At 58.5% G+C, this 20,251-nt stretch carries 14 protein-coding genes, 2 tRNA genes and 1 pseudogene; 8 read left to right on the top strand and 9 right to left on the bottom strand.

The window, feature by feature from the left end; genetic code table 11:
• The first annotated feature begins 314 nt into the window (after positions 1-314).
• The 7 genes from ACZ5D1_RS02885 to ACZ5D1_RS02915 all read left to right on the top strand — a co-directional run bounded on the left by ACZ5D1_RS02885 (position 315) and on the right by ACZ5D1_RS02915 (position 9,116).
• Complete coding sequence (locus ACZ5D1_RS02885; protein WP_011366709.1) at positions 315-962, top strand: hypothetical protein; 648 nt, start codon at positions 315-317, stop codon at positions 960-962.
• A 200-nt stretch (positions 963-1,162) separates the two neighbouring features.
• Complete coding sequence (locus ACZ5D1_RS02890) at positions 1,163-2,065, top strand: phosphate/phosphite/phosphonate ABC transporter substrate-binding protein (protein WP_234702947.1); 903 nt, start codon at positions 1,163-1,165, stop codon at positions 2,063-2,065.
• Entirely contained in the window at positions 2,062-4,197 is a 2,136-nt protein-coding gene (locus ACZ5D1_RS02895; protein ID WP_464555834.1) for a two-component system sensor histidine kinase NtrB, read from the top strand. The genes ACZ5D1_RS02890 and ACZ5D1_RS02895 overlap by 4 nt, the downstream gene beginning before the upstream one ends.
• Positions 4,198-4,381: 184 nt before the next feature.
• Positions 4,382-4,741 carry a response regulator gene (locus tag ACZ5D1_RS02900; RefSeq protein ID WP_464555835.1) on the top strand — a complete coding sequence of 120 codons (360 nt, stop codon included), beginning with the start codon at positions 4,382-4,384 and terminating at the stop codon, positions 4,739-4,741.
• A gap of 43 nt (positions 4,742-4,784) precedes the next feature.
• Positions 4,785-7,271, top strand: a complete 2,487-nt coding sequence (locus tag ACZ5D1_RS02905; RefSeq protein ID WP_273195161.1) for a PEP/pyruvate-binding domain-containing protein — start codon at positions 4,785-4,787, stop codon at positions 7,269-7,271.
• On the top strand, positions 7,268-8,527 hold the full coding sequence (locus tag ACZ5D1_RS02910; RefSeq protein ID WP_011366714.1) for a protein-tyrosine phosphatase family protein: 1,260 nt from the start codon (positions 7,268-7,270) through the stop codon (positions 8,525-8,527). The genes ACZ5D1_RS02905 and ACZ5D1_RS02910 overlap by 4 nt, the downstream gene beginning before the upstream one ends.
• Positions 8,528-8,744: 217 nt before the next feature.
• Complete coding sequence (locus ACZ5D1_RS02915) at positions 8,745-9,116, top strand: hypothetical protein (protein ID WP_011366715.1); 372 nt, start codon at positions 8,745-8,747, stop codon at positions 9,114-9,116.
• A gap of 110 nt (positions 9,117-9,226) precedes the next feature.
• Here the strand turns inward: ACZ5D1_RS02915 and ACZ5D1_RS02920 are convergent, their stop codons facing one another.
• The 8 genes and pseudogenes from ACZ5D1_RS02920 to pdxR form a co-directional block, all read right to left on the bottom strand.
• A complete protein-coding gene (locus ACZ5D1_RS02920; RefSeq protein WP_464555837.1) occupies positions 9,227-9,931 on the bottom strand; it encodes an ABC transporter ATP-binding protein in 705 nt (234 codons plus the stop codon).
• Positions 9,924-10,712, bottom strand: a complete 789-nt coding sequence (locus ACZ5D1_RS02925) for an ABC transporter ATP-binding protein (protein ID WP_464556515.1) — start codon at positions 10,710-10,712, stop codon at positions 9,924-9,926. Before ACZ5D1_RS02925 ends, ACZ5D1_RS02920 begins: the two co-directional genes overlap by 8 nt.
• Positions 10,709-11,935: pseudogene (locus ACZ5D1_RS02930) on the bottom strand (ABC transporter permease subunit). The gene ACZ5D1_RS02925 and the pseudogene ACZ5D1_RS02930 overlap by 4 nt, the downstream one beginning before the upstream one ends.
• A gap of 50 nt (positions 11,936-11,985) precedes the next feature.
• A complete protein-coding gene (locus ACZ5D1_RS02935) occupies positions 11,986-12,894 on the bottom strand; it encodes a branched-chain amino acid ABC transporter permease (RefSeq protein WP_011366719.1) in 909 nt (302 codons plus the stop codon).
• 123 nt (positions 12,895-13,017) lie between these two features.
• Positions 13,018-14,133: a branched-chain amino acid ABC transporter substrate-binding protein gene (locus ACZ5D1_RS02940; RefSeq protein ID WP_011366720.1), complete on the bottom strand. Its 1,116-nt coding sequence runs from the start codon at positions 14,131-14,133 to the stop codon at positions 13,018-13,020.
• Between the two features lie 909 nt (positions 14,134-15,042).
• A tRNA-Glu gene (locus ACZ5D1_RS02945) sits at positions 15,043-15,120 on the bottom strand.
• 16 nt (positions 15,121-15,136) lie between these two features.
• Positions 15,137-15,211 (bottom strand) — tRNA-Gln (locus ACZ5D1_RS02950).
• Between the two features lie 110 nt (positions 15,212-15,321).
• Entirely contained in the window at positions 15,322-16,812 is a 1,491-nt protein-coding gene (gene pdxR, locus ACZ5D1_RS02955) for a MocR-like pyridoxine biosynthesis transcription factor PdxR (RefSeq protein WP_027181783.1), read from the bottom strand.
• 156 nt (positions 16,813-16,968) lie between these two features.
• Between pdxR and ACZ5D1_RS02960 the strand changes: the two genes are divergently transcribed.
• Positions 16,969-18,261, top strand: a complete 1,293-nt coding sequence (locus tag ACZ5D1_RS02960; RefSeq protein ID WP_234702943.1) for a DMT family transporter — start codon at positions 16,969-16,971, stop codon at positions 18,259-18,261.
• A 239-nt stretch (positions 18,262-18,500) separates the two neighbouring features.
• Here the strand turns inward: ACZ5D1_RS02960 and ACZ5D1_RS02965 are convergent, their stop codons facing one another.
• On the bottom strand, positions 18,501-20,207 hold the full coding sequence (locus ACZ5D1_RS02965; RefSeq protein WP_027181784.1) for a glutamine--tRNA ligase/YqeY domain fusion protein: 1,707 nt from the start codon (positions 20,205-20,207) through the stop codon (positions 18,501-18,503).
• Positions 20,208-20,251: the final 44 nt, after the last annotated feature.

Consider the following 20,251-nt stretch of genomic DNA (forward strand, 5'->3'; position numbering starts at 1 on the left):
GCCGCGGCACTGCATGACCCCTGCGGCGGGCGGATAACGCTGCTATCCGCCCGCCTTGTTCCCTCTTCACTTGCCCGTATTTGCCTGTACTGCTGCCCGCAGTGCAGCCGCAGAGCACCCGGTGCGCGAGATGGTTTCCTGCCCCGGAAGCCCGCCCCTCTCGCCGCCGGGACTTTGCTTTTCAGCCGGACCGGCACCGCTGCGACTCTGTTCCGCCATGCGGAGGTGCCGGTTCTGCTGTGCGGGCATGCATATGAATAGGATGACGCACGGCTCCGGCCCTGCTAGTATCGCCCGTAAAGGAGTAGCCCCTGATGGAGTACTGGAATCTGTTTATATTGCTGCTGGATGCCGTTATCATAGCGCCGTACCGCTGGCTGCCGTGGGCAGAACCGGCCTTCTGGCTGGGTACGGCCTGCCTTTCGCTGTGGTGTATCCTGCTGGGCGAATTTTCCGGTGCTCTTGTGTACTTGTGGAACAGAGAGTTCTATGACGGGCAGCAGCGGGAAATGGTGCGCATGCACAATCTTTCGGTGGAAGCTATCCGCCACAAGGATAAAGCCACCTACAAAGCCACAAACCGCTGGGCCAATGAATATTTCGGCAAGGTTTTTTTCAGCGGGGCGGCTTTGTTTGCCGTCAGCCTGTGGCCGGTGCCGTTTGCCATGCACTGGCTTGACGGCAGGTTCCGCGGTGTCGAGCTGTACCATGTTCCGTACGGCGGCTGGGCTCTGGGATATGCTTTTGTATTTTTCATGACGTACATTCCTCTGCGCATCCTGTTTTCACGTGTGCGCGACAGGTTTCCTTTTTTCCGCAGGGTTGCCGGACTGCGCCGCGAATCGGCGGAATCTGCCGGCAAGGTTGTCTCGTGGGGTGAGCTTGCTTCGCCGCAGGCGGGCCATGCCGGAGGACAGGACACTGCATGCAGTGCGGCGGAAAAGAAAACGGACACCGTATAATGCCGCAGCGTGCCGGTTGCGGCTGCGCTGCGCAGGGGCTGACGGAGCGGATATACTGATTCGGACTGAGGGCAGGTGACGGTTTGGAGAACTCAGACAGAAGAAAGGCCGCGCGGGCCGGCGGAGGCGCTCTGTCCGCAGAAGCAGGGGAAAGCGCTCTGCGCCGTATTTTTTTCAGGCAGCCGGAACTTTTTGCGTTCCTGCTGCTTTTCTGCGTTCTGGCGGGGGGCTGCGGCGAAAATGAAGAAGTGGTGCGGGTGGACCTGTCGCACCGCGAACGTATTGTGGTGGCCAAACCGGCAGAGGCGGTCACCTACGCCTACCTGCCCCAGTATTCGCACACCACGTCCTACACGCGGCATAACCCGCTGGTGGAATATCTTGAGCGGGAATCGGGCCTTACCATGCGTCAGGTGTTTCCCGACACGTTTGAAGAACACACCCGCATGGTTGAGCGCGGCGAGATAGATATCTCTTTTTCCAATCCGTTCACATATGTCCGGCTGGCGCAGAAAGGGGCCACCGCTTTTGCCAGAGTCATCGAACCGTCGGGCAGACCTTTTTTCCGCGGGCAGATAATCGCACGCATCGACAGCGGCATACGGCGGCTTGAAGACTGCGAGGGCAAACGCTGGATAGCGGTGGATCCGCTTTCCGCGGGCGGGTATCTGTTTGCGCTGGGTATGTTCCACGACATGGGGCTGGATACGGATGATTTTGCGGCCGTGGATTTTGCTCCGGGCCCCGGAGGCAAGCAGGAAAAAGCTGTCCTTGCGGTGTACGCGGGCAAGTACGACTTTGCTTCCATACGGGAAGGTACGCTGGATATCGTGCGTGACAAAATAGATCCGGAACGCATACGGGTTGTCGCAACCACACAGGCGTATCCCGGCTGGGTGTATGCCGCGCGCAAGGGGCTGGACCCCGCGGTGGTCGACCGCATACGCAATGCCATGTTCAGGCTGTCCATGGAAGAACCCGAAGGCGGGCGCATACTGGCCAATGCGGGCATACGCGGTATAATTCCCGCTGCCGATGCCGATTACGCCCCCATAAGGGAGCTGATGTCCAAACTTGATCTGTACGGGGAGGTGGACTGGTGAGTCCTCTTACCCGGATGCGTTTCCGCAACAAGCTCAATGTGGGCATCACGCTGATAGTGCTGGCTGTTTCCGTGGTGCTGGCCGTTGTGTCCATTCACATTTCCACATCAGAACTGCTGGCCGAATCGCGGCGCAGGGGGCTTGTGCTGGCCAGCAACCTTGCGTTGCGAGTGACAGACCCCATGCTGTCGGTGGATCTGCTGCGGCTCAAGACCATGGTGGACGAACTGTCCACAGTGGATGAAGACGTAAGTTATGCCTTTGTGCTGGACAAGGCCAACAGGGTGCTGGTGCATTCGTTTGAAGATGGTTTTCCCGTTGAGCTGCGCACCGCGAACCTGCTGCCCCACGGTGCCACCCGCCGTATCAGACTGGTGGATACGGGCACGGAACGCATCTATGATTTTGCCGTGGCGGTACGCATCGGGCAGGAGCGTCTGGGCACCGTGCGCATGGGCCTTTCGCGTACCAAGGCTCAGAAGGTCGTGCAGCGGCTTGTTTCCATCATTTCCACACTGACAGTGGTCTCTCTGCTGCTGGCTGTGCTTGTTTCCACGCATTTTGCCAGAAGAATAACCCACAGGCTGGGCATGCTGCGTGAATATGCAGAACAGATTGTACGCGGCAACATGGATGTGACCGTGGGAGCCCACGACGCGCCGTACTGCTGGCAGCTTACACAATGCGGCTGCGACGACTGCCCCGCATACGGTGATACGCTGCGGCGGTGCTGGCATGTGGCCAACACGCGCTGCATGGAAAACGGTCTGGCACATGACATGGCCGCGTCGTGTGCCGACTGCCCCGTTCACGGCAGGCTGGCCGGTGACGAGTTGCAGGACCTTGCAGAAACATTTGACGTCATGGCGCTGTCGCTGCGTCAGCATATGGCGGAACTGTGCGCGGCCGAGCAGGATCTTTCGCGTCAGCAGAAGCTGCTGCGTACCATCATTGAATCAACTCCCGACCTTGTTTCACTGGTCGGACGCGACGGAACATATCTGGCGGTCAACAGAGCCTTCGGTCACTGGGTGGGGCATCCGGCGGAAGATCTGCCCGGCAGAAAAGACAGAGATATCTTTCCGCCGGAACTGGCCATACAGCGGGAACAGGAGCATGTGCGCATCCTTGCCACCGGTGTGACCGTAAGCCGCGAGGCAAGGCTGAAGGCGGCAGTGGACGGCAAGGAAGGCTGGTTCCATGTGGTCAAGGTGCCGGTGACCGATGAAAACGGCAGAGTGACAGGCATTTTGTCAACAGCCCGTGATATTTCGGAAATCCGCAGTTATCAGGACCAGCTGATCCATTCGCAGAAAATGGAATCGGTGGGCAGTCTGGCCGGCGGGGTGGCACATGAAATAAACACGCCTCTGGGTATTATTCTGGGATACGCCCAGCTGTTGCAGGAAGATGTTCCCGAAGGTTCGCAGACGCACGAGGATCTGAAAATCATCGAACGGCAGGCCAAGTTCTGCCGCAAGGTCGTTGCCGACCTGCTGGGATTTTCACGGCATTCGCAGAGTGAAAAAAAGGAGATGTGTTTCAACAACTCCATCATGGAAGTGGTGCAGCTGGTGCGGCACGCGTTTTCACTTGAGAATGTGCGTATAGTCACCATGCTTGATGACCGTCTGCCTATTATCTACGGCGATCCGGGCAAATTGAAACAGGTATGGATGAATCTGCTTTCCAATGCGGTGCAGGCCAATGAAGGCGGCGGGCTGGTTGTGGTGCGTACCCGTCTTGATATCGACAACCTGACGGTAAGCGCCCTTTTTGCGGATACCGGTACCGGCATAAGCAAAGACAACATGGCATCGGTGTTTGACCCGTTTTTCAGTACCAAACCTGTGGGCAAAGGAACAGGGCTGGGCCTGTCTGTTTCGTTCGGCATCATACGTGATCATGAGGGGGAAATAACAGTGCACAGCCCCCTGCCGCCGGATGTCATTCCGGACGAAGTGCGGGGTGACGAGCCGGCCGGTCCCGGTGCGCTGTTTTCGGTTACGCTGCCGCTGGAACCGCCTGACTGGCCCCTGCCGGACGATTCCGCATCTGACGACACTGCTCCGGACGATTCGGAACGGCATACAGGCCGTGGTGACGGAGCAGGGGCTGCGCAGCGCGGCTGACAACTGCACCGGCAATTGTCCGGTCATGCCGCTGACGGCGGCTTATGTCTGTCTGGATGATATCCGTGAAACCGTGTAGGATTGCACATATTCTGTTAACGGCACCTGCGCCGGAGCGGGGCTGCCGCCACCGGCACCGCAGCGGCATGTGCGGGCCGCAGCCGAAGAATTCTGGGAGCGCGACATGGCGAATATACTGGTTCTGGACGATGTGATTGATGCCGGAGTGCTGATTAAACGGATTCTGGAGCGTAAAGGGCACAGCGTGACGGCGTTTACCGAAGAGGAAGAAGCGCTGGCCTACGCCCGCGGCAACGAGGTTGATCTGGCCATTCTGGATATAAAGCTGCGCCGCATGACAGGCGTCGAGGTGCTGGAGGAGCTGAAGAAGATACGGCCCGCGCTTAAAGCCATCATGCTTACGGGGTATCCCACGCTGGAAACGGCCCGTGAATCCATGAAGCTGGGTGCCAATGAATACTGCGTGAAGCCCATCGACAAAGACGAGCTGGAAAGCAAGGTCAGCGATGTGCTGCGCGGCTGACGCTTAAGAACGGCACAGGCCGTCTTTGCCCACGGGAGCAGATATGCCGCTTAAGGAACTCTTTCGGCACTGGACATATCAGGCGTTTGCGCCGGGCACTCTGCTGCGCAATAAGTATAATGCGTTCAAGGAACTGCTGCGGCTGGACGATGCCTGTCTGGAGCTGATAGCCGATCTGGAGGAAATTCATTACGGGCGAGAAAAAGCCGACTGGGCGCGCGTGGTATGGCTGACGGAAGAACTGGGCAGCACGGTGCGCGAGCTTATCGGTCAGTTGCAGGTTATGAGTCCGGTGCGTTACATGGACCTGCTGGAATATTTTACAAAAATTGAATTTTATGCGCGCATGGCAGTCAGCGTGCCCGAACCGGAAATCATTCCTCCTTTTGTCATTCCGCTTGAAGAAGCCGGACTGCACGGCGGGCGCTCAGGAGGCAAGGCGCGCAATCTCGGGCGCATACTGCGTGAAACCTCGCTTCCTGTTCCTTCCGGCGTGGTGGTTTCCACTTCAGCTTTTCATTATTTTATAGAATCCAATGACCTGCGCGGCCGTCTGGACAACCTGCTGTGCAGGCTGCGTCTGGACAGACCCGACGACATGGCGGAGCTTTCGGGTGAACTGCGCGGGCTTATCATTAATGCGGCCGTGCCGGAACGTCTGGCAGATGAAATAGAGATCGCCGCCATGGAACTGGCACGGGGCGGCCGCTTGCTGGCTGTGCGCAGCAGTGCCGTGGCCGAAGACGGTGAAGCCTCGTTTGCGGGGCAGTACGGGTCGGAGCTTAATGTGCGTCCTGCCGGTGTGCTTGATGCATGGAAGAGTGTGGTTGCGGGAAAATACACCCCCCGCGCGTTGGCTTACCGCATCATGCACGGGCTGGCGGATGCCGAAACCCCCATGGCCGCCATCATCATGCCGATGATTGACGCCGAGGCAAGCGGGGTGGTTTACACGCGTGACCCTTCTCCGCCCGCGTGTGCCGCGTGTGCCGACGGGGTACTGTCTGTTTTTGCCGTGCCCGGCGCCGGAGAATCTCTGGTCAGCGGCACAGCCGTGGCGCAGTCTGTATACTACCGGCGCGGTTCTCTGCGTCGTGCGGTGCCCCTGCGCGAAGACGCTGTGGTTCCCGCCCCCACACTGCGCCGTCTGGCAACCATGGCCATGGAGCTTGAAACCCTGTTCGGTGTTCCGCAGGATGTGGAATGGGCGGTGGACGGACGCAACAGGCTGCACATTCTGCAGAGCCGCCCCGTGCTGACAGCAGCCGTGGCGGAAGAAGCGGCCGATGAGCGTCAGCTGGCGGGAATGCAGGTGGTGCTTGATGCGGCTGACTGCGCCTCGCCGGGATTCGGCAGCGGTGTGGTGTGTCAGGTGGAACACTGCGCCGAAGTGGATGACCTGCCGGAAGGCTCGGTGCTGGTCACCCGCAATCTGGGACCGGCGCTCACCCGCGTCATTGACAGGCTGAGCGCCGTGGTGGCCCGTCAGGGCAGCAGAGCCAGTCATTTCGCCTCGGTGGCGCGTGAATTCGGCCTGCCGGTTATCGTGGGGGTGGAGCAGGCGTTTTCGGCGCTTGCCGATGGCATGGAGGTAACCGTGGACGCCGCACGGGGCAGGGTATACTCGGGTTGCCCGGGCGGGGTATGCGGGCTGGAACGCGAAGAACGCCTTGCCGGTGTTCGGCCGCGGGTGCACGCCGGCGGCGGGGTGACCAGACGCATGGGCAAGGCCATGCAGCATATTTCGCGTCTCACATTGCTGGATGCGCAGTCCGAAACCTTTGCTCCGCGTTATTGCCGCTCGCTGCATGATTTTGTCCGCTTTGCGCACGAAAAAGGCGTGGCCGAAATGTTTTCGCTGGTGGGGCGTTCCGGCAGGGGGCTTGCCGGTGCCAAGCAGCTCAGGTCGCCGCTGCCCATTGCATTGTATGTGCTCAATCTGGAAGACGGTCTGTTTCCCACCGCTGCGGGCAAAAAGGAAATAACACCCGATGATGTGCGGTCGGTCCCCATGTGGGCGCTGTGGTTCGGGCTGTCTTCCGACAAGGTGCAGTGGCATCAGGGGCTGCCCGCCATGGACTGGGAATCCTTTGACCGGGTGAGCGCAGGCGTCGGTGTGCGGGCGGATTCTCAGGATCTGGCAAGCTATGCCGTTGTTTCGCATACCTATATGCATTTCATGGCCCGCTTCGGCTATCATCTTTCCGTGGTTGATACGCTGTGCGAACAGAGCGGCAAGAATAATTATATCAATTTCAGGTTCAAGGGCGGCGGTGGCACGCCGGAACAGCGTTCCCTGAGACTGGGATTCATCCGTTCCGTGCTGGAGAAGCAGGGCTTTTTCATACAGATACGGGGCGATCTGCTGGATGCCCGGCACCCGCACGACGACGATACCGCCATTCAGAAGCAGCTGGCCATGCTGGGCTTGCTGCTGGCCAGAACGCGTCTGATGGATATGACGCTGTTTGAGGGGGTGGATGTGGATGGTCTGGCTGCGGACTTTATGACGCTGCTGGAGGACGAATGAGCTCCGGCACCAGCGGGGACGGCGTTGCGGTCCGCGGCGGATGCATGGCGCTGATCAGACGCGGGGTTCAGGCGCTGCGCTGCATGCTGGGTGACTTTATGAAACCGCAACGCCCCGCAGGTGCGCCGGAACCTCATCCTGACCTGCATGTATACTGGGTGACATCACGGCTGGGGGTGGGGGCGGCGCCCATGTCCCGCAGGCAGTTGCAGGCTCTGCGCGATATGGGGGTAAGCAGCATTCTGAACCTGTGTTCCGAACTGCCCGGTCTGGCAGACCTTGAGCGCGAAAACGGTTTCGACACATGGTATCTGCCTGTGGTTGATGAAGAAGCCCCCGCACTGGATGCACTGGAAGAAGCGCTGGAGTGGGTGGATGAATGCCTGTATCTGGGAAAACGGGTATACATTCACTGCCGTCACGGCATAGGGCGGACCGGCACGGTGCTTAATGCCTACCTGCTGCGGCGGGGGCTGGGGCACCGGCTGGCGGCGCGCACGCTGCGCGGGTTACGTGCCAGACCGAGCAATTTTGACCAGTGGCGGCTGGTGCGCCGTTACGGCACGGTCAATGCCCCGCTCACGGTGCGTGCTCCTTCGCTGGAATGTCAGGGCGGGGTTGACCTTGCGCCGTACGTTGACGACTATCTGCTGCTCGAGGCCGAGGTAGAACGTCTGGCGCTTAAACGGCACGAAGGGCTGCCGCGCTGCGGCAGAGACCATGCCCGCTGCTGCAGTTCTCCTGTGGCTCTGACGCTTATCGAAGCGCTGACGCTGGGAACACGCATCAACACCGCGCTGTCCAGCGATATGCGCAGGCAGGTCATGGAGCGCGCCCTGACGGCTTCGCAGCAGGAAAGCAGCATCCGTGCGGATGTGGGTTCAGCCGCTTTTCCCGGTGCGCAGGACCCGTGCCTCACCGCCGAGCTGCTGTGTCCGCTTTCGGTTGAAGGGCACTGCCTGCTGTATAATTACAGACCGCTGAAGTGCCGGCTTTTTGATGTTCCGGCTGACGATGCCTTCCGGCTGTGGGCAGAAGAACTTTCCGGCCCGCTGGGCAGGCTTTCCGAACACGTTTTCGTGGCGCTGGCGGGTGCGTTTCCTGCCAGCGAACTGCCGCGTTTTCCCCTTCCTGATGTTCTTTCCGGACGATATGTGCAGACGGTGTTTCATTGTCTGATGCGCAATGCCGCAGCCGACTGCACCCTGCCCGACGAGCCGGAAACAGACTGCCCTGTGCTTTCTCCTCCGGTGTAAGCAGTTACAGGGCCACTGCCGTCTGCTTCATGGGGACTTGCATTTTTTTCTCCGGTGCTTACTCATTGGCTATGCCCCGTACGATGCACGGTGCGGGCGGCATTATCCGTAACCTGCGGTGTTTTCATCCGGTTCCGGTAAAATAATGTACAGTGCGCGACCTTGTGATATCGTCCGGAATAGTGTGACGAGCATTCGACTTCAGGAGGATAGAACTATGGCGAATATGGATTACCCCGGCCCCTGCCAGAGCTGTTCCGGTATTGACGGATGTGCAACTGATGAACAGCGTCAGGCTGCCGTGGAACATTATTGCAAAGGCCTTGAAATGGAGCTGAACGCATGGAAGTCCAGACTGTACGATGTGCTCGCCAATGACCAGCACAAGAGCAGTCAGGAGTTCATGGATACGCTTGACCATATCAAATCAACCGTGCGTGAGATGGAAATGCTGGTTGAAAAAATGCGTGACGAATGCCCCCTGAGTCTGGCCCAGCCTGAAGAACAGATGGCGGGTATGCTCAACCAGCTGCGCACGCATTACAGCAAGGCACTCTCGGTTATCAGCCCCGGTTATTTCGGCGGCTGATGGCGGTTTATCCCCCGTAAAGTACAACGCAAAACGCCGTCGTCCCTGCGGACGACGGCGTTTCTTTTTTTGCTGCGGGCCTGTGACGGTGCGCATGCGCGATTGTCAGGTCACATGCCCAGATAGGCTTTTTTCACATTGTCGTCGGCCAGCAGGCTGGTGCCCGTGCCGCTCATGGTTATGCGTCCTGTTTCCATCACATAGGCCCGGTCGGCGATTTTCAGCGCCTGATTGGCGTTCTGTTCCACCAGAAAGACTGTCACACCGTCCTGATTGACCTTTTCGATTATCTGGAAAATCTGCGTGATGATGATGGGGGCCAGCCCCAGCGAAGGTTCGTCGAGCAGCAGCAGACGCGGACGCGCCATCAGTGCGCGCGATATGGCCAGCATCTGCTGTTCGCCGCCCGAAAGGGTGCCGCCCAGCTGTCTGCGGCGTTCGGCAAGAATGGGAAACAGCGAAAACACATAGTCCAGATCGCGTTTTATTCCGTCTTTATCGTCACGCAGAAAGGCGCCGAGATCAAGGTTTTCCATGACCGTCATGTCGGAGAATATAAGACGGCCTTCCGGCACCTGATTGATGCCCAGCCGGACTATCCGGTCCGCCTTCATGGTGTGCACCGGTTTGCCTTCAAACAGAACCTCGCCGCGGGTCACCGGCACGCCGCCGCATATGGACATGAGCGTGGTCGATTTTCCCGCTCCGTTGGCACCGATGAGCGAGACTATCTCGCCTTCGTTGATGGTCAGCGAGACATCGCGCAGGGCCTGTATGTTGCCGTAGTGGGTGTCTATGTTGCGCAGCTCAAGCATGGCTTTCTTCTCCGAGGTAGGCCTTGATGACTCTGGGGTCTTTGCGGACTTCTTCCGGAGTGCCCTGCGAAATGAGACAGCCGTACTCCATGACATAGATGCGTTCAGAAAGATTCATCACCAGACTCATATCGTGTTCGATGAGCAGCACTGCCACGTTGAATTCTTTGCGGATGCGCAGAATCAGGCGCACAAGGTCGGCGGTTTCCTGCGGGTTCATGCCTGCGGCCGGTTCGTCCAGCAGCAGCAGCCCCGGTTCCGTGGCCAGTGCACGGGCTATTTCCAGCCTGCGCTGTGCGCCGTAGGGCAGGTTGCTGGCCTGTTCGTCATACAGTTTGTGCAGGCCGATGTATTTCAGCAGTTCATAGCTTCTGCGCACGGTTTCTTTTTCTTCCTGCCGGACCGAAGGCGGCCGCAGCAGCGCACCCAGGATTCCGGCATGTGTCCGGCAGTGGCGCGCTATCATCACGTTTTCCAGCACGGTCATGTTTTTGAACAGGCGTATGTTCTGGAAGGTGCGCGCCATGCCCATCTGCGTGACCAGATCGGGCTTCATGCCGTTTACCAGCGTGCGGCGCCCGTCGGCGCGCGTGTAATGCACGGTGCCCTCGGACGGAGTGTATATGCTGGTGATGCAGTTGAAGAAGGTGGTCTTGCCGGCTCCGTTGGGGCCGATAAGCGCTACTATTTCGCCGGCGTCTATCTGCATGTCCACTTCGTTCAGGGCGCGCAGTCCGCCGAAATTTTTTGAAAGGGAATCTACCTCAAGAACCGGCATCAGGCCTCTCCTTCTTTACCGGCATGCAGCTCGGGATCATCAATTTCGTACTTGCGTTTTTTGGGCGTGATCAGCCCCTGCGGACGGAAGACCATCATCAGTACCATGGCCGATGCGAACATGAGCATGCGGTATTCTGCAAATTCGCGCAGGTATTCGGGCAGCAGGATGAGAAAAGCCGCGCCCAGTATGACGCCGAAGTTCGATCCCATGCCGCCCAGCACCACAATGGAAAGAATGATGGCCGATTCCATGAAGGTGAAGCTGGCAGGGTTGATGAAGGTGGTTTTGGCGGCAAAGATGACGCCGGCAAAACCGGCCTATGCCGTGCCCACGCCAAAGGCGGTCAGCTTTACGTTCACTCTGTCTATGCCCATGGCCTGACAGGCAATTTCATCTTCACGCAGCGCCTGCAGGGCCCGGCCTATGCGCGAATCCTTTATGCGCTGCACTGCGGCCACGGTAAGCACAGCCATCACAAGAACAATGTAGTAGATGTAGATGCCGGTTTCGGCCACGCCCAGTTCCGCTCCGAAAAGCGAGGGCCGGGGAATGTTGGATATGCCGCTGGGCCCTTGCGTGAAGTCGCTCCAGTTTTCCAGCACCAGCCGTACTATTTCGCCGAAACCCAGCGTGACGATGGCCAGATAGTCACCGCGCAGGCGCAGCACGGGAAAAGCCAGCGCAACGCCTGCTGCCGCGGCCAGAATGCCGCCCACAGGCAGCACCGTCCAGAATCCCAGGCCGAAATAGGTATTGAGCAGCGCGTATGAGTATGCGCCGATGGCGTAAAACGCGGCATAGCCCAGAAAGAGCATGCCCGCCACGCCCACCACAATGTTCAGTCCCAGCCCCAGAATGACATAGAGCAGGAACGAGATCATGATGTTGGTCTGGTAGGTGGAGACAAGCCAGGGCAGTACAATGCCCAGCCCCAGCACGGCACAGTAGAATGCGGCAGAAAAACGTCTGTCCTGTCCCAGTCTGTGCACCATGCCGGTGGCAGGTGACGCCGCGGGGCTGCCGGTAGCACGTTTAGAATTGCGGCGGGCCATGGCCCAGCGCCACACAAAGGAAAGCACGAAACTGCCCGCGCCGATATAGACCATGTTGAGCCAGCGCCATGTCACGGTGTCGTTGATGGTGTCCACGCGGATGACCACCAGCGGAAATGTCATGAACATGAACCAGAAGCAGATGAGTAACGATTGCTTGATTTTATCCATTCTATGCGATCCTGAAAAAGCGCGGCGGGCGTGTGCGCGCCGCCTTCTGGTTACACCTTTTCGACCGGAGCTTTGCCCATGATGCCGGAAGGCCTGAAGATGAGAAACAGAACCAGCAGCAGAAAGGCGAAGACGTCTTCATAGTCGCTGGAGATGTAGCCGGTGGCGTAGCTTTCGCTCAGCCCCAGAAAAAGTCCCCCTGCCATGGCGCCGGGTATGGAGCCGATGCCCCCCAGCACCGCCGCCGTAAAGGCCTTGATACCGGCTAGAAAACCTACGTTGAAGCTGACCTGCCCCACGTGCGAGGCAATGAGCACTCCGCCCAGCGCCGCCAGCGAAGACCCGATGATGAACGTGATGGAAATGATGCGGTCGGCGTCTATGCCGAGCAGCATGGCCATCTTCCGGTTCTGCGCGGTGGCGCGCATGGCTTTGCCCATGCGGGTGTATTTGATGAACAGGGTCAGCCCCGCCATGGAAAAAGCGCTGGTAGCCACTATGAGCAGGTCGGAAGAGGCAAAGATGTGCGCGATGGGTTCCATAAAGGCGAAATCCGGTACCAGTGCCGGAAAAGGCAGAAAGTCTGAGGTCTGAGCCAGTATGACATAGTTCTGCAGAAACAGTGACATACCGATGGCGGAGATGAGCGGTGCCAGCCGCATGGAGCCGCGCAGGGGCTTGTAGGCTATTTTTTCCAGCGTGTACCCGTAGGCAGCGGAATAAATGATGGCAACCACCACTGCCACAGCCAGAATGGCCAGCAGCGGAAAACCGTAGATGCCCAGAACGCCCGCGGTGATAAGACCGGTAAAGGCGCCTATCATATAAATTTCACCGTGGGCGAAGTTGATAAGCTCGATGATGCCGTACACCATGGTGTACCCGATGGCGATAAGCGCATAGATGCTGCCGCGCGTCAGCCCGCCCAGAAACAGTTCCCAGAAATAAGTCCAGTCCATGAATGCCTTCCGTTCTACGCTATCCCGCGCTCTTCATCGGGAATCAGCCGTGTGGGGATGTTATGGTGTGCAAAATGCGGGGGACAGGCAGATATCCGCCTGCCCCCCGCCTCAGTCTGCGTGTCAGTTCAGTTCCACGTACTGTCCGTTCTGAACCTGATACATGGAGAAGCCGACGCCTTCGGCATCGCCTATGCTGTCGAACTTGATGGTGCCCACCGGGGTTTCCACAAAGTTGTTGCGCAGCGCGTCCATGATGAGGGCAGAGTCGGTGCTGCCTGCTTTTTCCACGGCGTTCAGCAGGGCGATGGCGGCGGAGTAAGCTTCCTTGTAAAAGGCGCCCGGCTCGGTGCCGAATTCCTGCTTATGTCTGGCAATGGCTTCCTGATACATGGCCAGTTTGCTCACGTCTTTGGAGCTGGTAGCGTAAACGCCCTCGGCGTTTTCACCGGCAACCTTGATAAACGTGTCGTCCTTTACACCGTCGTCAGAGATGAACGGCAGGTCCATGCGCTTTTTGCGCATCTGGGAAACCAGCTTGGATGCTTCGGGATGGTAACCGCCGAACATCACGCCTTCGGCACCGGAACGGCGCAGTTTCTGAACCACTGCGGAATAGTCCATGGCGCCGGGAGTGATGCCTTCAAACATGACCACTTCGGCTTTGCCGCTTTTTTCGATGAACAGCTTGGCAAATTCGGCATAGCCTTTGCCGTAGTCACCCTTGTCGTGCAGCACGGCGATTTTTTTCAGGCCCAGCTTTTCCGTGGCAAAATCAACGCCCAGTTTCGCCTGCTGGTCGTCGGAAGCAATGGTGCGGAAAAATGTCGGGTACTCGCCGCTCTGGGTGAGGGGCGGGTTGGTGGCGGAAGGCGACATGACAACGATGTTGGCTTCCTTGTAGATGGGCAGCGCAGCCTTGGTGGCGCCGGAGCAGATGTGTCCCAGCACAACGGTCACTTTGTCGGAAATAAGCTTGGTGGCGGCGTTGGTGGCCAGTTCGGGTTTGCACTGATCGTCCTGCGGCAGCACTTCTATCTGCATGCCCAGTATGCCGCCTTTTTCGTTGTACTGCTGCGCAACCAGCTTGGCTGCGTTGACGGTGGGCAGCCCGTAAGAAGCCAGATCGCCGCTGTGTGCCCCCGGCACCCCCAGCTTGATGGTGTCGGCAAAAGCGGGACCGGCCAGCAGGGTCAGTGCCACACCGGCAACAACAGATTTCAGCCATCCTTTACCCATGATTCTTCCTCCGTTTCAATCCAGAAAACAAATTTGTGAATACTATTCAGAAGTGCCGCTGAAGCGAATATGAAGCGCAGCATCCTTTCCGATGACGGTCGGATGCAACCGCCCTTCATGGTCTAAGTGCCATGAGACAAGGAAAACTGTCAAATCTGTAACGGTACAGATGGTGATTAGTATATTTTAGCATAATAAAAACAAAATGTTATATGGATTGTCAAAAATGATATAAAAACAAAAAGTGTCTGAAATTCAACAAGTTGACAGCGGGCGTCAGGGAGTTGTGTGTCATGGAAAAATGAAAAAAAGAATATTCCATCTGTTTGTCAGCACTGAATTTTATTCAGTGATATTGGTTGATTGGTCAAATTGCAGGAGGCTGCGCTATGTCCGCAGGAGTGGCCTGTGACGCGGCAATCTGACCACCGGATCAGCTGCAGCAGCAGTGCCGGACATTGGTTGTGTGGTCATGCTTATTTGCAAAATAGGTAAGATGTGTTTTCAAAACTGTATAAAACGGTGGCGCACTGCCGTGCCGATTTGTGCGCAATGTGAGGTTGGTTGCGGAGGAGGTTTTTCGCTTGAGGGGCTTTGCGGGCGCAGGAGCGCAGACAGGCAGCTGTCTGCCTGCGGCATGACTGCCTGAATAACATCCGGAACACTGTGCGGTGCCGGTGTCAGCCCGGCAGGCACAGGCACGCTGTGGCGGGGCTTTGCGCGGGGCTGGATGGATATGGCGGGTCAGCTGAACTGCCGGCGGCGGTTGAAACGCCGCGGTCGGAGCCTGAAGGGGTTGAAACGCTGCGGTCGCAGCCTGAAGCGGTTGAAAAGCTGCGGTCACTGTCGGCGGCGGCCATGAATAAAAAAAGCGCTCCTGCATGGAAGCAGAAGCGCTTTTTTTATTCATGGCGTCCCCAAGGGGATTTGAACCCCTGTCGCCTGCGTGAAAGGCAGGTGTCCTAGGCCAGGCTAGACGATGGGGACACAATGAAAATTTTTTTGGCTGGGCTGCAAGGACTCGAACCTTGATTAACGGAGCCAGAATCCGTCGTCCTGCCAATTGAACGACAGCCCAACAGCGAGGTGCCTTTGTATAGAGACAGGGGTCTGTTGTCAACGGACAAATTTCATTTTTTTTATTTTTTTATGAAGCAGCCCGGTATGTTTATAAAAACAAGCATGTTATCACTTCATATACTTTGTGGCGGCGATGCTTTTCTGCATGGCTGTTCCAAGCCTGCGCATGGCTTCTTTCAGGGTGTTCTCGTCGTGTCTGCAAAAATTTATGCGGATATGGCGGGCGCCTTCCTGAGGCTGAGGAAAAAAAGCCGTGCCGCTGGCAACAGCCACCCCGTGGTGGGGGGCCGTTTCGGCAAGGGCGTCGGCATGCACGTCTTCCGGCAGCCGCAGCCAGGCAAACAGCCCGCCGGACGGCGGGGTGATATGCACGCATCGGGGCAGCCATTTTTGCGCACAGTCCAGCATTATGTCGCGCCGCATGCGGTAGGTGCGGCACAGTCTGTTCAGGTGGTTGCGGTAGCTGCCCACATCAACGAATCGTTCCAGCACCCGCTGCACAAGTCCGGGCGAAGAAAGATCAAGCATGCGTTTATACCGTTCAAGTTGTGTCAGCACCGGCCCTTCGGCAACAATGTAGCCCACCCGCAGGCCGGGTACGAGCATTTTTGAAAACGTGCCGATGTACAGGCAGTTGCCTGCGGCACTCAGACTTTTGATGGCCGGTTGCGAATGCCCTTCATAGCGGATATCGCCGGCGTAGTCGTCTTCCACCACCGCAATGCCATGCGCTTCTGCCATGGAGGCAAGAATACGCCGGCGGTGTCCGTCCATGCAGATGCCCGTAGGGTTGTGAAACGTGGGCATGGTCAGAACCAGCCCTTCGCCGTGTGTGCGCATGGCCTGTTCCAGCAGGTCGGTGCGCATGCCGCCGCTGTCCATGGGTATGGCGGCTATGCGCATGCCCATGGTGCGGAAAAGTCTGAGTGACTCGGGATAGGTGGGGGTTTCGGTGTAGACGGTCTGCCCTTTGCGCAGCAGCACCTGCGCGATGATGAAAATGGCCTGCTGCGAGCCGGATGTGACCACAATGTTGTCAGGCGTCACACCTATGCCCTGATCGACAAGAATGCGGGCGATGGTCCGGCGCAGCGGACGGTAGCCTGCGGCTTCCTCGTATTCCAGCGCGGCGGTGCCGTCGCGGCGCATGACCTCGCGCAGGGTCCGGCTGAAAGCTTCGAAGGGGAAAAGCAGGGGGTCGCTGTTGCCGTCTGCCAGCGAGATCACCCCCGCAGGAGTTGCTCCGCTGTGCAGCGGGGCGGGGTGTCCGGGCCATATGGCCTCGAAGCGTTCGGCGGCTGCGTGCTGCCATGCGGGCCATCTGCCGGGTGTATCGGCCTGCGGGCCGTCGTGGCCGGGAAAAGGCGGCAGCACAAAAGTGCCGCTGCCCCTGCGCGATGTCACCAGCCCGTCAGCTTCCAGTTCGGCATAGGCGGTTTCCACGGTAATGCGGTTGATACCCTGACTGCGGGCCATATGGCGGATGGACGGCAGTTTTGTGCCCGGTTCCAGTTCACCCAGTTCGATGCGCTGACGCAGGTAGGCCGCAAGCTGTTTATACAGCGGCAGCGGGGTGTTGTGGTTCAGCGGAATACTCATGAAAGCCTCCGGAAAGACGGCTGCGTCCGGCGGTGCGGAACAGAGGATGACGTCGTTAAAGTGACCCTGTAAATATTCATAAAAAGTGTCCCTTATCAAGGGGTCAATGCAGGCGTAGAGGCATGCTTCATTTTTTGTTGATCGAGGATGCATGCCATGCAGAACACCATGTCTTTTTCGTTGCGCAGCCCCCTGAACGGACTGCGGTTTTCCGGCGCTTCGGCCGGGTATCTTTCGGCTCTTGTGGCCGCTGTGGTCATGTCGTTGACCGGCATCATCATTAAACACATAAGCGATGAATACGCTCTGCCGCCGGCGCAGCTTGCCTTCTGGCGCAATGCGCTGGTTTTTCTGACGCTGCTGCCCGTGCTGACGCTGCTGCGCGTGCCCGTGCGGGTGCACGGCAAGGCCGACAACAGGCTTCTGGTTGCCTACGGTTTCATGCTGGCTTCCATGAACCTTGACTGGACCATTGCCGTCATTGAAACGGGTGCTTCCGTGGCCACGGTGCTTTCTTACTGCTCCGCGGCATATTCCGGCATACTCGGCTGGCTGCTGCTGGGCGAAAGAATGAGCCGCTCGCTGGCGCTGGCGGTTGTCATCTGCCTTTCGGGCTGCGCGCTGGTGTGCGGCGTGCTCACACCGGAAGTCTGGAGCGGTATGAGCACTCTGGGGCTTGTCACGGGATTCGCCTCTGGGCTTCTGTATGCCGGTTACGGAATGATGGGGCGTCTTGCAGCCTGCCGGGGGCTTAACCCTTGGGTGACGCTGCTGCATATCTTCGGGTACGCCAGCTTGTTTCAGGTGCTGTTCAACGTGATTGCCGCGCTGTTTGTTCCTTCATGGGGGCTGGGCGTCATGAGCATACAAGGCATGAATATGGAACCGGGGTGCTGGGTGGCCATGCTGGCTCTTGCTGTGGGTCCCACGCTGCTGGGTATGGGTATGTACAACGTGTCGCTGGGCATGCTCTCTGTAGGGGTGGCCAACACCATCCTGCTGCTTGAACCGGCGCTGGCCGCCACTTTTGCCTATTTTACCATCGGCGAGATGCTTACACCCATGCAGTGGGCCGGCATAGCCATGATAACCGGCGGTGTGGCCGTTCTGCCCCGTTCATCTTCGCCTGCCCGGCTGACAGAAGAACACGCGGCGGCCGTGGCAGACGCCGTGGGTGCCGTGGGTGCGGCTGTTCAGGCTGTGCCCGGAGTGGTGGGCAACGCCGTGCAGTCGTTGCCGGAAGTGCTGCCCGATGCCATAACCGGTGCCGTGACAGCCGCTGTGAACGCCGTGCCGGGGGCAGTGGACGCAGTGGTGCAGGCAGTTGCCGCACCGCAGGGGCAGACAGCAGCTGCCGGTATGACCGCAGCGACACAGGCTGCGGCCTGCACCGGCACAGACAGGCCGGTTTCTCCGGCCATGGGCGGTGCCGCCGTGCACAGTGCGTAAGCGTGCCGCCGGATGTTTTCTGTCGCCGGATGTCTTTCGCCGCATGTGTGAATGCGGCCGTTACTGTTTTTGCTGATTGAATGCCCTGCGTCTCCGGGGCGCGTTACCCGCAACCTACACCGCACATCGCTTCTGCTCCGGCAGGGCCGTGTGCGGTGTTTTTTGCGTGCTGCCGGGCATAAAAAAGCGCCGCACCCGAAAGGTGCGGCGCTTTGTCAGGCGGAGACGGTACCGGCGGATCAGTCTTGCTTGTTGGCTATTTTGGCCCAGCTGTCCTTCAGCGTCACGGTGCGGTTGAACACGGGAGCGTCCGCTGTGGAATCGGGGTCGACGCAGAAGTAGCCGATGCGTTCAAACTGCACCCGGCTGCCGTGTTCCATGTTTTTCAGTGCCGGTTCAAGGTAGCCCGTCACCACGGAAAGTGAATCGGGATTCAGATAATCCACAAATGTTTTGCCTTCTTCGGCGGCATTGGGATTTTCCACGGTGAACAGCTTGTCGTACAGGCGCACCTGAGCCGGTACGGCGTGGGCGGCGGAAACCCAGTGCAGGGTCCCTTTGACCTTGCGTCCGTCGTCGGACCAGCCGCCGCGGGTGGCGGGGTCGTACGTGCAGCGCAGTTCGGTTATGTTGCCGTGTTCGTCCTTCACCACATCGTTGCAGGTGATGTAATAAGCATAGCGCAGCCGCACTTCCTTGCCGATGGCAAGGCGGAAGAATTTTTTGTTGGGTGCCTGTTCGCGGAAGTCATCCCTTTCGATGTACAGTTCACGCGAGAACGGAACCATGCGGGTACCCTGTGATTCGTCTTCGGGATTCAGGGGCATTTCAAATTCTTCCACCTGTCCTTCCGGATAGTTTTCGATAACCACCTTTACAGGATCCAGCACCGCCATCAGGCGGGGGGCTATGCGGTTCAGGTGTTCGCGTGCGCAGAATTCCAGCAGACCGTAGTCCACCATGCTGTCGGCTTTGGCCACGCCGATGCGCGCGCAGAATTCACGCAGCGCTTCGGGAGTTATGCCGCGGCGGCGTACACCGCTCAGCGTGGGCATGCGCGGGTCGTCCCAGCCGCTTACATGACCTTCTTCCACCAGCTGGATAAGTTTGCGTTTGGAAAGCACGGTGTGGGTCAGATTCAGTCGGGCAAATTCTATCTGCTGCGGATGATAGAGTTCCAGCGTATTCAGCATCCAGTCATACAGCTCGCGGTTGTTTTCAAACTCCAGCGTGCAGATGGAATGGGTGATGCCTTCGATGGAATCGGAAATGCAGTGCGTGAAGTCGTACATGGGATAGATGCACCACGCGTCGCCCGTGCGGTGATGGTGCGCACGGCGTATACGGTAGATCGTGGGATCGCGCATGACCATGTTGGGCGATGCCATGTCTATTTTGGCACGCAGTACGCGGCTGCCGTCTTCAAATTCGCCGTTGCGCATACGCATGAACAGGTCGAGGTTTTCCTCGGCGCTGCGGTCGCGGTAGGGGCTGTTTTTGCCGGGCTCTTTCAGGGTGCCGCGGTATTCGCGTATCTGTTCGGGAGTCAGGTCATCCACATATGCCTTGCCCGCCTTGATAAGCTGTACGGCAAGTTCGAACAGACGTTCGAAATAGTCCGAGGCATGAAACATGCGCTCTTCCCAGTCAAAGCCCAGCCAGCGTACGTCTGTTTTGATGGACTCGACGTATTCGGGGGTTTCCTTGAGCGGGTTGGTGTCATCCAGTCGCAGATTGCACTTGCCGCCGTATTCCTGAGCAAGGCCGAAATTCAGGCAGATGGATTTTGCATGGCCCAGATGCAGGTACCCGTTGGGTTCGGGAGGAAAGCGTGTGTGGACGCGGCCCTGATATTTGCCGGTCTTCATGTCTTCGTTGACAATGGCGCGGATGAAATCGACGCCGGCTTCCTTTTTTTTGTCCGTATCGGCTGGGTTGATGCTCATGGATGGTATTCCTCGTGTATATATGCGCAGGTCCGGGCAACACG

It is taken from the genome of Oleidesulfovibrio vietnamensis (assembly GCF_055388115.1).

What these genes read in the sequence shown, in the direction of transcription:
- ACZ5D1_RS02885 (WP_011366709.1), top strand. Translation starts at nt 315, where the DNA reads ATGGAGTACTGGAATCTGTTTATATTGCTGCTGGATGCCGTTATCATA.
- ACZ5D1_RS02900 (WP_464555835.1), top strand. Translation starts at nt 4,382, where the DNA reads ATGGCGAATATACTGGTTCTGGACGATGTGATTGATGCCGGAGTGCTG.
- ACZ5D1_RS02905 (WP_273195161.1), top strand. Translation starts at nt 4,785, where the DNA reads ATGCCGCTTAAGGAACTCTTTCGGCACTGGACATATCAGGCGTTTGCG.
- ACZ5D1_RS02910 (WP_011366714.1), top strand. Translation starts at nt 7,268, where the DNA reads ATGAGCTCCGGCACCAGCGGGGACGGCGTTGCGGTCCGCGGCGGATGC.
- ACZ5D1_RS02915 (WP_011366715.1), top strand. Translation starts at nt 8,745, where the DNA reads ATGGCGAATATGGATTACCCCGGCCCCTGCCAGAGCTGTTCCGGTATT.
- ACZ5D1_RS02920 (WP_464555837.1), bottom strand. Translation starts at nt 9,931, where the DNA reads ATGCTTGAGCTGCGCAACATAGACACCCACTACGGCAACATACAGGCC.
- ACZ5D1_RS02935 (WP_011366719.1), bottom strand. Translation starts at nt 12,894, where the DNA reads ATGGACTGGACTTATTTCTGGGAACTGTTTCTGGGCGGGCTGACGCGC.
- ACZ5D1_RS02940 (WP_011366720.1), bottom strand. Translation starts at nt 14,133, where the DNA reads ATGGGTAAAGGATGGCTGAAATCTGTTGTTGCCGGTGTGGCACTGACC.
- pdxR (WP_027181783.1), bottom strand. Translation starts at nt 16,812, where the DNA reads ATGAGTATTCCGCTGAACCACAACACCCCGCTGCCGCTGTATAAACAG.
- ACZ5D1_RS02960 (WP_234702943.1), top strand. Translation starts at nt 16,969, where the DNA reads ATGCAGAACACCATGTCTTTTTCGTTGCGCAGCCCCCTGAACGGACTG.
- ACZ5D1_RS02965 (WP_027181784.1), bottom strand. Translation starts at nt 20,207, where the DNA reads ATGAGCATCAACCCAGCCGATACGGACAAAAAAAAGGAAGCCGGCGTC.